This is a genomic window from Microbacterium testaceum StLB037, from assembly GCF_008763945.1.
Lineage (GTDB): Bacteria > Actinomycetota > Actinomycetes > Actinomycetales > Microbacteriaceae > Microbacterium > Microbacterium testaceum_G.
The window spans coordinates 1,298,294-1,310,569 of sequence record NZ_VTQH01000001.1 but is presented as its reverse complement, the minus strand read 5'-3'; the positions used below and the strand labels follow the sequence as shown (position 1 = coordinate 1,310,569).

The following is a 12,276-nucleotide window of genomic DNA, read 5'->3' as shown; positions in this document are numbered from 1 at the left end:
GGGGCCGTGGAATACCCCGCGGCTACCATGGGTTTCATCCGACGGAATCAACGAGAGGAAGGCGCAACCGTGCGTCACGTCATCATCATCGGATCGGGCCCGGCCGGATACACGGCCGCCATCTATGCCGCCCGAGCCAACCTCGAGCCCCTCGTCGTCGCGAGCTCCGTCGAAGCCGGCGGTGACCTCATGAACACGACCGAGGTCGAGAACTTCCCCGGGTTCCCCGACGGCATCCAGGGTCCCGACCTCATGGCCAAGATGCAGGCGCAGGCCGAGCGTTTCGGTGCGCAGGTCCTGTACGACGACGTCGTGTCGCTGGAGCTCGACGGTCCCGTCAAGAAGGTCACCCTCGGAAGCGGCAAGGTCGAAGAGGCCGTTTCGGTCATCTACGCGACCGGCTCGGCCTACCGCAAGCTCGGCCTCGAGGGCGAAGAGCGCCTCTCCGGCCGCGGTGTCTCGTGGTGTGCCACGTGTGACGGGTTCTTCTTCCGCGATCGGACGATCGCCGTCGTCGGCGGCGGTGACTCCGCGATGGAAGAGGCCAACTTCCTGACGAAGTTCGCGTCGAAGGTCTACGTCATCCACCGCAAGGACTCGTTGCGCGCGTCGAAGATCATGCAGGAGCGCGCCTTCGCGAACCCGAAGATCGAGTTCATCTGGAACAGCGCGGTCGACGAGATCCTCGGTGACGAGGCCGTGAACGGGGTGCGCTTGCGCTCGACGGTCGACGACACCACGCGTGAGCTGCCCCTCGACGGCCTGTTCGTCGCCATCGGCAACGATCCGCGCACCCACCTCGTGCACGACAAGCTGCAACTGACCGACCAGGGCACCATCTGGGTCGACGGCCGCTCTTCGCGTACTTCGGTGGACGGTGTCTTCGCCGCGGGTGACGTCATCGACCCGACCTACCGCCAGGCCATCACGGCCGCCGGCAGTGGAACCGTCGCCGCTCTCGACGTCGAGCACTTCCTCGCCGCGCGTGGCGAGGCCGGCGAACCCGCCGTCGCCGAGAGCCCCATCGAGGGCCTTCCCGACGCTGCGGTCGTCTGAGGAACAAAACCGGTCTCACCGGCGTTTTCACGAACTGACGCTCTCATCTAAGGAGAAATGCAATGACTGCCAAGGCGACGACCTCCGCAACGTTCGAGCAGGACGTCCTGCAGGCCGACGGACCCGTTCTCGTGGACTTCTGGGCCGAGTGGTGCGGACCGTGTCGCATGGTCGCTCCCGTCCTCGACGAGATCCAGAACGAGAACGCGGGAAAGATCACCGTCCTCAAGCTCAACGTCGACGAGAACCCCGACCTCGCGATGAAGTACCAGATCACCTCCATCCCCGCGATGAAGGTGTTCCAGGGCGGTGAGGTCAAGACGACCATCATCGGCGCGAAGCCCAAGTTCGCTCTCGAGCAGGACCTCGCGGCCTTCATCGGCTGACACCTGTCGCATCTCACGTCCCCGGCGCCTCCTGGTGCCGGGGACGTTTGCGTTGCGCCCGTGAGATCACGTCGGAAGATTGGGGATGCCGATCACCCGCGTTTGCCACTGGTGCACGCAGGCGGGACCACCGTCGCCGGTTCGGCCGGGGGGATCCTTCATCGGTACCGTCCGCGCGGCCCGCAGGGAGACTTCGTTGAACGCGACCCGCGCGTGGAACGGCCTGAGCGCCCCTCAGGAGGCGTCGAGACGGACGCTGGCGTCCCAGCGCCGGTGCGGTTCTTCGTCGCCCAGAATGCGCCACACAGCCTTCGTGAGAGGGGGATAGTCCAGCGCGATCTGGCGGAGCACGCGATAGTTGCGTGCTCGCGTCGGCCGCACGCCGCCGTTCTCGGAGATGTTGTCCGCGCGCAGAGTCAGAACAACCAGTTCGTCGACGCTCGGGAGGTCTTCCATGAAGTCCCACGGGTCTTCACCGCCGCGGAGCCTCTCGTGGATCAGGACCGCGAGTTCGTCGGATGCCTCGGCGCGCAAGAGCTCGAGGCTGGCGCGACGGCGCGGAGTGTCGTCGTTCGCTGTCACTGTTCCAGCGTACGTCGAGGTCCCGACATCGGGACCCGAATCCTGTTCGCTGAGTGCGAGATGACGGGTGGGGGAGCCGGGTCAGCCCGTGTAGCCCTCTTCGCCCAGGGTTGCGAGAATCCGATTAAGATCCTGAATGCTCGCGAAATCAATTCTGATCTGGCCTTTTTTAGCGCTCAACGACACTTTGACCTTCGTGTCGAAGCGATCTCCGAGCCGCTCTGCAATGGCATCGAGACCGAGGCGCTGGGAACCTGCCTGGGGCTTCTGCCGAACGGGCGCGACGCCCGGCATCTTGGCCGCGGCTTCCGCAGCCCGCACCGAGAGATCCTCGTTGACGATCTTGTCGGCGAGCTTCTGCATCTCTTTCGGATCGTCCAAGGAGAGGATGGCGCGAGCGTGTCCTGCACTGAGGACACCCGCGGCCACGCGCTGCTGGACGGGCACCGGCAGCTTGAGCAGTCGTATCGTGTTGCTGATCTGAGGACGTGACCGACCGATGCGCGTCGCGAGCTCCTCTTGCGTGATGCCGAAGTCCTCCAGCAGCTGCTGGTAGGCCGACGCTTCTTCGAGAGGGTTCAGCTGCGACCGGTGCAGGTTCTCCAACAGGGCGTCGCGGAGGAGGTATTCATCGTCCGTCTCGCGCACCACGGCCGGGATCGTCTCGAACCCCGCCTCGCGTGAGGCGCGGGTGCGGCGCTCACCCATGATGAGCTCGTAGGTACCGTCACCCTTGTCCCGGACGACGACGGGTTGCAGCACACCGAACTCGCGGACCGAGTGGATGAGCTCGGCGAGGTCGTCGGGATCGAAGTGGGTTCGGGGCTGCCGCGGGTTGGGGACGATCGCTTTCGGATCGATATGGACGAGGCGTGCGCCGGGCACGGTGACGAGGGAGTCGTCGGACGTCTCCTCAGCCGACGTTTCGGCGGCAGCGTCTTTGGCCTTCGTTCCATCGGGGAAGAAGACGTCGACGGGACGCGCCTCGGAAGGCTCCATGGTAGGGATGAGCGCGCCGATACCGCGACCCAGGCCGGTCCTCTTGGCCATCAGGAACCCTTCTTCGTGGTGTCACGGGCGACGATCTCCACAGCGGCTTCGCGGTAGGCGATGGCGCCCGCTGATTGGCCATCGTACGCGATGACGGTCTGACCGAAGCTCGGCGCCTCCGAGACTCGAACCGATCTCGGGATGACGGTGTTCAGGACTTCGTCCGTGAAGTGGGACCGCACCTCCTCGGCTACCTGCTGAGCCAGTCGAGTTCGACCGTCGTACATGGTCAGGAGGATGGTCGAGACATGGAGCCCGGGGTTCAGGTGCTTCTGGATCATCTGCACGCTGCCGAGCAGCTGGCTCAGGCCCTCAAGGGCGTAGTACTCGCACTGAATGGGGATGAGAACCTCATCCGCCGCAGTGAAAGCGTTGATCGTCAGAAGACCTAGCGACGGTGGGCAGTCGATGATGACGAAGTCGAGGTGGTTGTCCTCGAGGTCGAGGTAGTCGCGAAGAGCTCCGCGAAGGCGGTGCTCGCGAGCCACCTGCGACACCAGTTCGATTTCTGCGCCGGCGAGATGGATGGTGCTGGGCGCACAGAGCAGGTCGGGGGACTCCGGGCTGGTCTGCACGATGTCAGCAAGGGGGAACTCGTCGATCAGCACGTCGTACACGCTCGGCGTCTCGGCGTTGTGTGCGACACCCAGGGCGGTCGACGCGTTGCCCTGAGGGTCGAGATCGATGACGAGCACCCGAGCGCCGACCGACACCAACGCGGCGGCGATGTTAACAGCCGTCGTGGTCTTCCCCACCCCGCCCTTCTGATTCGAGACCGTGAAGACTCGTGTGCGACCGGACAGCTCGACCGTTGTCTCCTCGAGGGTGCGGCGACGCGCGGAGAGATTGGCGATCTCGCGAGCGATGGGGGAGTCGTCAAAAGAAGACGATGCAGGAGCCTCATCGGACTGTTTCACGTGAAACACACCTCTCCGTCGACAACTCGCCCAGTCTACCCGCGGACCCTCGGTCGCGTGACAGCGGGGCGGACGGAGGGGGTTCGCAGGCGCCAAAGCTCCGGCGCGTCGGCGGGGCGCGCGGGGGAATGCAGCTGGCGCGGGGGGCGGCGTCAAGCAGACTTACGGGGCGACGGCCGCATCCGCACGCGCCCAACTGCGCCTCGACCGTTTCACGTGAAACATCGCCGCTGCGGAAGCTCGACAAGGTCGAAGGACCGGGGGTCGCTTCGTTCGACAAGCCGACTCCCCATGAACTGCCGCCGCGTGCCGTGCGCAACGTTATGCCTGGGGCGTGGGTCGCACCGCGAGCGGGCGAATGTTTCACGTGAAACACGAGGCTGCCGGCGAGCGAACTCCTTGCCGTGCAGAAGGCAGACCGGCCAACCCCGGTCGTCACACACACCGAACCGGCGGTGACGAAGCGCGTTGTATCAGCCACGCGCAGGCTGCGCCGCCTGTCCTGCGAGTTGAGCAGGTCAAGACACCTGCGGGCGGTGCGAACGTGCCGCACCTGTACGATCTCCGCCGGCAGTCAGACGTATCAACGAGTGTCACTGCAGAGCGATGCTCGGGGTCAGAGGGCGACCCTCGCGGGCGCTGATCCGCGTCCACGCATCTCCACGCGGTGGGCATGCCGGGGTCGATGCGTGACGAGCGCGGCAGGCCGCTCCGAAGGCGGATGGAAACGGGCGATAACGCCTCGATCAACCCTTGAGTCTCGTCAGGTCTTACCTTGGTGTTCCGCATCATGGCCGCCGCATTCTCGTCGCCAACGGCCCACAGTCCGAGACGCACCACGTCACGACGCATCGAAGCTCAGAACCTTCAACGACACCAGCCGCTCATCGAACGGCGCGGTCATTCGGAGGGGTGACGCCGGATCGAGTTCCACGATGCCGCCGTGACCGACGCGTTTCGGCGCCCAGACGAACGCCGCCCACCACCTCGAGGGCCCGAGCGGTCACACATAGGCGTCAGCGGACCTCCCGCCGGGGGTCGCGCAGTCCCGCCCAGAGGTCACGGCTGGCGCGTGCAGGCGAGCGGATCCCTGAACGGTCTTTCCCGCGGCGGGCCGAGGGCGGCCGAAGCCGGGACCGCACGGGCGAATCTGTGTGAAGGAGGCCGTCCGCGAATTCGCGCGTGCCCAGCCCCGGCCTGAGCCACAGTCCGACGGGTCCGAGTGCACTCGCTTGCATGCGCACCGACTGAAGCCGTATCCCTCAATGCCACGCCGGCCCGGGCGGGTGAGCGGTCTCCGTTCGACTCTGCCGAGAGCTCAATCGATCGCGTCCTTCGCGTGCGCCGTCACGTCGTTCCGATCCCGCCGAACGCTCCACTCCATGCGAGCACGCGATACGCGATCGCACCGTGCGCTGTCCACCTTCCCCTCGTCGCTCCGAACCCACATGTCGATTGATCTCAGCCCCTAACCACCCAATACCGGCGGCTTCACCTCCTTTATTCGCCGACCAACAGGTTCCCCCACGGACGGCGTGTTTCGGTCCGCATGCCGGGATTTCGGATGTCCACGCACTATGGCTCGTCCACCGTCGAAACATGGTGTTGCTCTGTCCAGCGGGAGATGGAATTGCCGAGCATTGGTCCCTACCTGATTCATCAAAGTCGACACGTCGTGGGGGACCGCTGTCATACCCAGATCCCGCGAGCGCAATGGGCGGTTGGTCCTATATCCAGCCAAAGGGACACGCGCCTTTCCGCGCATACCGCGCAAGTCGGGGTTGCGCCCCGGGGCTGAGATTGCTTGTCATCGTGTTTCACGTGAAACGTGAGCGCGTCGACACCATCCCTACGGTGCGCCGATTTTGACGCGATCGGATGGCTGATACCCGGTTGTCGACGCCAAAAGAGTAGAGGACGCGTTGGCCGGTGACTTCAGGGGCCTCGAACCCCAGCGCCCCGAGTCCGGACCAGGGGACTGCGTACCCGACGGAACTGTCAGGCGCTCCAATGAGCACACTCTCCAGACCCCGCACATCAGGGTCGTTTGCATCATCGACGTAACTTTGAGAGCAGCGGCCCGCCATTGCGTTTCACGTGAAACGTCCTGATTCCGATGGCTCTCCGCCGTCACCTCTGACGACAGTTGAGAGCACCGAGATGATCGCTGTGCTCCGCGGGCGGATGCTGGCCCGGCAATTGACGCCGCTGGCATCGTCGTTTGCCCATGCGGCAGCGCTGACGTCTGTGATGCGCACGCCGAGCTGGGGAGGACGTTTCACGTGAAACATTTGGGCGTTACGCAACAGACAATGGCACGTTTCCCCAAGCCGGGGAGAGCCGAGCCGACCATCGCAATCGCATGCGGCCCACTGCCGTTAGATCCGAGACTTCGACGCAACGGAGCAACCTGTGATGGCTGGCGAGTGAGCAGACCTACCGGTGAAGCGGGTCTGCACAGCCCCAGCATCACTACGTGTCACCGCGAGGCCATCGCGCGACGACACCATGATCGAGACAGACGCGAAAATCGACACGTACAGCCTCAGCCCTGATACCCGGCTCACAACGGCACCCACGGGGGAGTGGCTGACACCGATGCCGATGTCCTCACGGGCTGCGAAGCATCTCACCGCATGTCACGCACATCATCTCTACGTCACCGCAGATCGCTTCACACAGAACAAGCCTCCGAAAGACCCGCGCCACGAACAGACACGACCGGGCGGTGATGAAAACTCCCACCGTCGGCGGCTGCGAAGGGAATCGTGGCCGCACTGTGCTCGTCCGGGCTGGGCGCCACGCGCAGTCGTTGACCGTGGCCACCGGTCGCGTCTTCTGCGAAAGCCCACCCGGGCTGATCTCGTGAGGCGATCCCGCGACACCAGTTTCTGAGCCCCACCCGAAAAACCCCTGCCACCCCAGGGCCCTCGACGCGATCGTTTGCGATGGCCATCCTCACTGACAACAACTTAGTGAGCTCCTGAATCGCGGAAACACGGCGTGTGCGACCAGGGCGGGACACGACTTCGACCCATCCCTCCCGAGCTGTCCCGACTGCTGACCGCAGACGGGGCCGCTCGTCATGAGGATCCTTCGGTCCACCGGGGGGCGGAGAAGCCCGCCGTGAGAGACCGCACCTCGAGACCGTGAGCCCACGCGACACGCGGGCACACGATGAAGTCCACCGAAGGCATGAGGGTCACCCCGCGAGTCGAAGCCTCCGGGGTCGTCTCGTCACTACCTGAGCACGAGAGCGATCGACGGCCCCGCCGATCGCTCCGCGGTCACACGCGCATAGGAAAGGCACAGGTGAACACGCCGCAGCAGGGCATGTCTACATGCGAGCCGTCAGCGACTGACCGTGGCGAGAAATACCCGCGTCGGCTCCTCGAGGACACCCTCGCCGACGACCTCGATCGAAACGTCGGTAAGGCCATACTTCCGCACCTGCTTCGCGGCGGCCTCCACCTCGGCGCCGACATTGGCGCCCTTGAGGAAGACCAAGCGGCCGCCGGGACGAACCAGGGGAGCGGTGAAAGGAAGCAACGTCCTCAGGGCGCTCACCGCACGTGCCGTGGCCACGTCGAAGACTCGACCCTGAGCCCACTCCTCGCCACGCATGCGCGCGACCGTGACGTTCTGCAGCTCGAGCTCCGCCACCTGCTCCGACAGCCACGCCGTACGACGCTCCATAGGCTCGATCAGCGTCCACTCGACGTCAGGTCGAGCGATGGCGAGCACGAGCCCCGGCAGGCCCGCACCCGACCCCACGTCGACCGCCCGCCCCTCGAAGTAGGGCGCCGCGATCGCGCTGTTCAGGATGTGACGGGTCCACAGACGTGGCACCTCGAGAGGACCGATCAGGCCCCGCTCCTCGCCGTGCGCGGCGAGATTCGCCGTGAATCGCCGAGCCTTCTCGATGTTCTCGCCGAACAGTGTCAGCGCGGCGCGCGGCTCGGTCTCGAGCTGTTCCGGCATCCTGTCACTCAGCCGCGGCGGAGCACGGTGTGTCGATCGGCGCCCTCGCCGAAGGACTCCGACGTGAAGCCACGGTCAGCCGCGATGTCGTGCACCAGCTTGCGCTCGTAGCTCGACATCGCCGGCAGCGAGGCCTGCGAGGCTCCCTCATCGAGGCGGGCGATCGCCCGGTCGACGAGGTTCTCGAGCTGACGCTGACGGGCGTCGCGCGAACCGCCGATGTCGAGGATGAGCCGCGAGAATCGACCCGTCGAGTTCTGCACCGCCAGACGCGTCAGCTCCTGCAGGGCTTGGACCGTGTCGGGGTGCGAGAGGGTCGACAGCGCGGCATCGTCCTCGGCTTCCACCGAGACGTAGGCACGCCCGGCGCGCACGTCCATCGCGAGATCGCCGTCGATATCGGCGATGTCGAGCAGTCCCTCGAGGTAGTCGGCGGCGATGTCGCCTTCCTGCTCGAGCTGCTCCTCGGTGGCGGCGGTCTGGTCGGGTGCGATCTGATCGGACGTCGTCATCGTGATCTCCGGTTCTCAGGAGGCGGGTGCGGAGCCGGCGTTGCCCGCGGATCCACCCGCGGTACCGGTGTTCTTGGCGGACTGCTGCTTCTTCGCGCGCTGCTTGCCGACCGGCTGCTGACGCTTCGGCTGAGCCGCACGTGCCTTCTCGGTCTCCTCGAGCAGACGCTGCTGCTCGGCGCGGTACTTCTCGATCGGCACGACCTTGCCCGACGAGTCGATCGCCTTGCCCTTGCGTGCCAGACGCTCTTCGCGAGCCTTCGCGGCATCCGAACCGGGAGTCGGCATCTCACGGATGACCACGAACTGCTGCACCATCGTCCACAGATTGCTGACGAACCAATAGATGACGACACCGAGCGGGAAGAAGACACCCGAGAAGATGAAGGCCAGCGGCAGGATGTAGAGCATGATCTTCTGCATCTGGTACGCCTGACCGGTCTTGGCCTCGGGCGACAGGTTCTTCGAGATGATCTGCAGCTGCGTGAAGAACTGCGACGCGATCATGAGCACGACCAGCGTCAGCAGGATCGCGACGGTGACCTGACCATCCGCCTGCCCCCAGGCGGTGACGAGGTTGACGTGCATGGATGCCACGTCGAACAGGCGCGCGTCGTAGAACTCGGTCGTGAGCTCGGGGGTGAGCAGGCCCACGCCACCCTGACCCACGGCGGCGTGCTTGGAGACGTCGTTCAGCACGCTGAAGAGCGCGAAGAAGATCGGCATCTGCACGAGCAGCGGCAGGCAGCTCGAGACGGGCGTCGTACCGTGCTTCTTGTACAGCGCCATGGTCTCGCGACTCATGGCCTCACGGGAGAGCTGGTCGCGCTTGCCCTTGTACTTCTCCTGCACCTTGCGCAGGTCGGGCGCGATCTCCATCATCTTGCGCTGGCTCTTGATCTGCTTCACGAAGAGCGGGATCAGAGCGGCACGGACGATGAGAACGAGACCGACGATCGACAGCACCCAGGTCAGACCGGCCGCCGGGGCCATGCCCAGCGCCGTGAACAGGGCGTGCCACCCCACCAGCACGAGTTCGACCATCCATTTCAGCGGCCAGAGGATGGTCCCAATGAGATCGAATTGCACGATCAGTCCTTTCGGGAGGGCACGACGAATCCGTGCCGAGTGAGTTCGTGGCGGAAGGCCCGATGAGGACGGACGTCGTCGATGCCACCCTGAGCCCAGGGATGACAGCGTGCGAGGCGGGCCGCGGTGAACGCGATGCCCTTCACGAGTCCATGCTGCTGCACGGCGCCCACCGAATAGGCGGAGCAGGACGGGTAGTACTTGCACACGTCGCCGTAGACGTGCGAGATGGTCGCCCGATACGCGTGCAACAGGGCCAGCCCCGCATTGCGGGGGAGGAGGGGAATGGATGCCACGACACCGTCGATCGTGAGCCGGCCGGCCCCCGTGGACGAGGTCGGGAGAGTCGAGGCACTCATACCGATGCTTTTCGCTCGAGGCATCGCACCACGTCGGCGCGAAGCGTCGGATAATCGACGGTCGCCGCCGAGGGCAGTGCACGGATGACAATCGAGGCGCCCCCGCGAACAGACGGGAGCGCCTCGGCGCACACCGCTTTGAGGCGGCGGCGAATGGTGTTACGGGTGACCGCGGAGCCGACCTGGCGGCTCACGATGAAGCCGAACCGGGGCAGATCAGTCTCAGCCGAGGTTCCGACGTAGGTCACGGTGTGCGCTCCGGCACAGCGAGTGCCCCGTCGGACCGTGGCTTTGTAGTCCGATCCGCGGGTGAGTCGGTTCGGCTTCGCGAGCACCGGGTCCGTCAGGCCGAGAGCTCGGTGCGGCCCTTGGCGCGACGGGCCGCGAGGATGCCACGGCCGGCGCGCGTACGCATACGGGCGCGGAAGCCGTGCTTCTTGGCGCGGCGGCGGTTGTTGGGCTGGAAGGTGCGCTTGCTCATGGGTCACTCCGGAGGTGATGTCGCCCGATGCTCTTCTGCCGGGGACGGGGGTCGGGACTGCCGTGTAGGCATAAGTCAACCGACTAAGGCTACGTCGAGCGCGGCGTTAACTCAAACCGAGATCGCGACCGCTCATTATCCCCAGGGGTTGTCCACAAGCGTGGCAAAGACACGCGACCGAGTCCTACAGTGGATTTTGCTCCGGATGGGCCGCGAACTAGCGTGGCCACGGAAGTTATCCACAGGTTCGACGCACGGCGTCGGGCATCTGTCGCGTCTAGATCCCGGAGGGGATATGTCTCTGCACGAAGTACCGGATGTGCCCGTCTGGTCGTCCGTGCTGGACCACCTTCTCACCGACGAGCGCGTCACGCCTCAGCTGCACGGGTTCCTCAACCTCGCCGTTCCGCAGGGGGTGATGGGCGGCACGCTCTACCTCGACGTACCGAACGACCTGACGGCGGCGCAGTTCAACAAGCGCATGCGCGTCTCGATCATGGAGGCTCTCGCTCACGTTCAGGGCGACGACCCCCAGATCGGCACGTTCCGTGTGGTCGTGAACCCCGACGTCATCGAAACCCAGCGGAGCTCGTCCGCGGCACCGCGCGAAGACCGCCCCCTCCAGGCGGTCCCCGTCAACTCGACCGTCATCGAGCAGGCTCCCGAGCCGATCGTCCCCGCCTCGCGCAACGACACCCGCCTCAACCCGAAGTACACCTTCGACAACTTCGTCATCGGACAGTCCAACCGCTTCGCCCACGCGGCGGCGGTGGCCGTCGCCGAAGCACCCGCGAAGGCCTACAACCCGCTGTTCATCTACGGCGACTCGGGACTCGGCAAGACCCACCTCCTCCACGCGATCGGCGACTACGCGGCGAGCATGTACGCCGGCATCCGCGTCCGCTACGTCTCGAGCGAGGAGTTCACGAACGACTTCATCAACTCGATCGCCAACAACCGAGGTTCGGCGTTCCAGGCGCGATACCGCGACGTCGACATCCTGCTGATCGACGACATCCAGTTCCTCCAGGGACGCGCCGAGACGCAGGAAGCCTTCTTCCACACCTTCAACACACTGCACGATCACGACAAACAGGTCGTCATCACGAGCGACCTGCCGCCGAAGCAGCTCACCGGCTTCGAAGACCGCATGCGCAGCCGGTTCGAGTGGGGTCTGATCACCGACGTCCAGGCCCCCGATCTCGAGACGCGCATCGCCATCCTCCGCAAGAAGGCGCAGAGCGAGCGACTGCTCATCCCCGACGACGTCCTCGAGTACATCGCCACGGTCGTCTCCTCGAACATCCGCGAACTGGAAGGCGCCCTCATCCGCGTCTCGGCGTTCGCGAGCCTCAATCGCTCGACGCTCGACATGTCGCTCGCACAGACGGTGCTGCGCGACATCATCGACCAGGACGACGCCAACGTCATCTCGCCGACCGACATCATCACGGCGACCGCGCAGTACTTCAAGCTCTCCGTCGACGACCTCTACGGATCGAGCCGCTCGCAGGCCGTGGCAACCGCGCGACAGATCGCGATGTACCTCTGCCGTGAGCGCACGAGCCTGTCGTTGCCGAAGATCGGGCAGCTCTTCGGCAACCGCGATCACACGACCGTGATGTACGCCTACAAGAAGATCAGCGACCTCATGAAGGAGCGCCGTTCGATCTTCAACCAGGTCTCGGAGATCACGAGCCAGCTCGGACGCATGCGCTGAACGCCCGCCTCCGGCAGGGGCCCGACCACGACCGTGGTTTCGGGCCCTTTCTCTTTTTCGGCCGCTGACCGGGCGTAAAAGGCTGTGCAGAGGGTGTTTTGACCGGGGTTCTGCACAGTGTGGAAAACCTGTGGATAACTCGA

Annotated in this window: 12 protein-coding genes; 3 read left to right on the top strand and 9 right to left on the bottom strand. The window is 65.3% G+C overall.

All coding sequences use genetic code 11. The features are described from left to right. The first annotated feature begins 69 nt into the window (after window positions 1–69). Both trxB and trxA read left to right on the top strand, forming a co-directional pair. Window positions 70–1,056 (top strand): thioredoxin-disulfide reductase, encoded by a 987-nt coding sequence (gene trxB / locus F9B98_RS06140; protein ID WP_150954320.1) that lies wholly within the window; start codon window positions 70–72, stop codon window positions 1,054–1,056. A 62-nt stretch (window positions 1,057–1,118) separates the two neighbouring features. Then, window positions 1,119–1,442 (top strand): thioredoxin, encoded by a 324-nt coding sequence (gene trxA / locus F9B98_RS06135; protein ID WP_150954317.1) that lies wholly within the window; start codon window positions 1,119–1,121, stop codon window positions 1,440–1,442. Between the two features lie 234 nt (window positions 1,443–1,676). On the opposite strand, the gene F9B98_RS06130 is transcribed toward trxA, so the two are convergent. From F9B98_RS06130 to rpmH, 9 genes are all read right to left on the bottom strand, one after another. Further along, window positions 1,677–2,024: a tryptophan synthase subunit alpha gene (locus F9B98_RS06130; RefSeq protein ID WP_150954314.1), complete on the bottom strand. Its 348-nt coding sequence runs from the start codon at window positions 2,022–2,024 to the stop codon at window positions 1,677–1,679. A gap of 81 nt (window positions 2,025–2,105) precedes the next feature. After that, window positions 2,106–3,074 carry a ParB/RepB/Spo0J family partition protein gene (locus F9B98_RS06125; RefSeq protein ID WP_150954308.1) on the bottom strand — a complete coding sequence of 323 codons (969 nt, stop codon included), beginning with the start codon at window positions 3,072–3,074 and terminating at the stop codon, window positions 2,106–2,108. Further along, window positions 3,074–4,000: an AAA family ATPase gene (locus F9B98_RS06120; protein ID WP_318527703.1), complete on the bottom strand. Its 927-nt coding sequence runs from the start codon at window positions 3,998–4,000 to the stop codon at window positions 3,074–3,076. The genes F9B98_RS06125 and F9B98_RS06120 overlap by 1 nt, the downstream gene beginning before the upstream one ends. 3,342 nt (window positions 4,001–7,342) lie before the next feature. Then, window positions 7,343–7,972 (bottom strand): 16S rRNA (guanine(527)-N(7))-methyltransferase RsmG, encoded by a 630-nt coding sequence (gene rsmG / locus F9B98_RS06115; RefSeq protein ID WP_150954304.1) that lies wholly within the window; start codon window positions 7,970–7,972, stop codon window positions 7,343–7,345. 8 nt (window positions 7,973–7,980) lie between these two features. Beyond that, entirely contained in the window at window positions 7,981–8,484 is a 504-nt protein-coding gene (locus F9B98_RS06110; RefSeq protein ID WP_150954303.1) for a protein jag, read from the bottom strand. Between the two features lie 15 nt (window positions 8,485–8,499). Continuing rightward, window positions 8,500–9,573, bottom strand: coding sequence for a membrane protein insertase YidC (gene yidC, locus F9B98_RS06105; RefSeq protein WP_191966688.1), 1,074 nt, complete (start codon window positions 9,571–9,573; stop codon window positions 8,500–8,502). Between the two features lie 2 nt (window positions 9,574–9,575). Then, complete coding sequence (yidD, locus tag F9B98_RS06100; RefSeq protein WP_150954298.1) at window positions 9,576–9,932, bottom strand: membrane protein insertion efficiency factor YidD; 357 nt, start codon at window positions 9,930–9,932, stop codon at window positions 9,576–9,578. Continuing rightward, window positions 9,929–10,267 carry a ribonuclease P protein component gene (rnpA, locus tag F9B98_RS06095; RefSeq protein ID WP_150954294.1) on the bottom strand — a complete coding sequence of 113 codons (339 nt, stop codon included), beginning with the start codon at window positions 10,265–10,267 and terminating at the stop codon, window positions 9,929–9,931. Before rnpA ends, yidD begins: the two co-directional genes overlap by 4 nt. A gap of 8 nt (window positions 10,268–10,275) precedes the next feature. Continuing rightward, window positions 10,276–10,413: a 50S ribosomal protein L34 gene (gene rpmH / locus F9B98_RS06090; RefSeq protein WP_013584598.1), complete on the bottom strand. Its 138-nt coding sequence runs from the start codon at window positions 10,411–10,413 to the stop codon at window positions 10,276–10,278. Between rpmH and dnaA the strand changes: the two genes are divergently transcribed. Beyond that, window positions 10,412–12,133, top strand: coding sequence for a chromosomal replication initiator protein DnaA (gene dnaA / locus F9B98_RS06085; protein ID WP_412177026.1), 1,722 nt, complete (start codon window positions 10,412–10,414; stop codon window positions 12,131–12,133). The two genes, rpmH and dnaA, sit on opposite strands and share 2 nt — an antisense overlap. Window positions 12,134–12,276 lie beyond the last annotated feature (143 nt).

Excerpts from the sequence above, each read along its gene's own strand:
- yidD (WP_150954298.1), bottom strand. The coding sequence starts at position 9,932 with ATGAGTGCCTCGACTCTCCCGACCTCGTCCACGGGGGCCGGCCGGCTC.
- F9B98_RS06110 (WP_150954303.1), bottom strand. The coding sequence starts at position 8,484 with ATGACGACGTCCGATCAGATCGCACCCGACCAGACCGCCGCCACCGAG.
- trxA (WP_150954317.1), top strand. The coding sequence starts at position 1,119 with ATGACTGCCAAGGCGACGACCTCCGCAACGTTCGAGCAGGACGTCCTG.
- rpmH (WP_013584598.1), bottom strand. The coding sequence starts at position 10,413 with ATGAGCAAGCGCACCTTCCAGCCCAACAACCGCCGCCGCGCCAAGAAG.
- F9B98_RS06125 (WP_150954308.1), bottom strand. The coding sequence starts at position 3,074 with ATGGCCAAGAGGACCGGCCTGGGTCGCGGTATCGGCGCGCTCATCCCT.
- dnaA (WP_412177026.1), top strand. The coding sequence starts at position 10,412 with ATGGGTCACTCCGGAGGTGATGTCGCCCGATGCTCTTCTGCCGGGGAC.
- rsmG (WP_150954304.1), bottom strand. The coding sequence starts at position 7,972 with ATGCCGGAACAGCTCGAGACCGAGCCGCGCGCCGCGCTGACACTGTTC.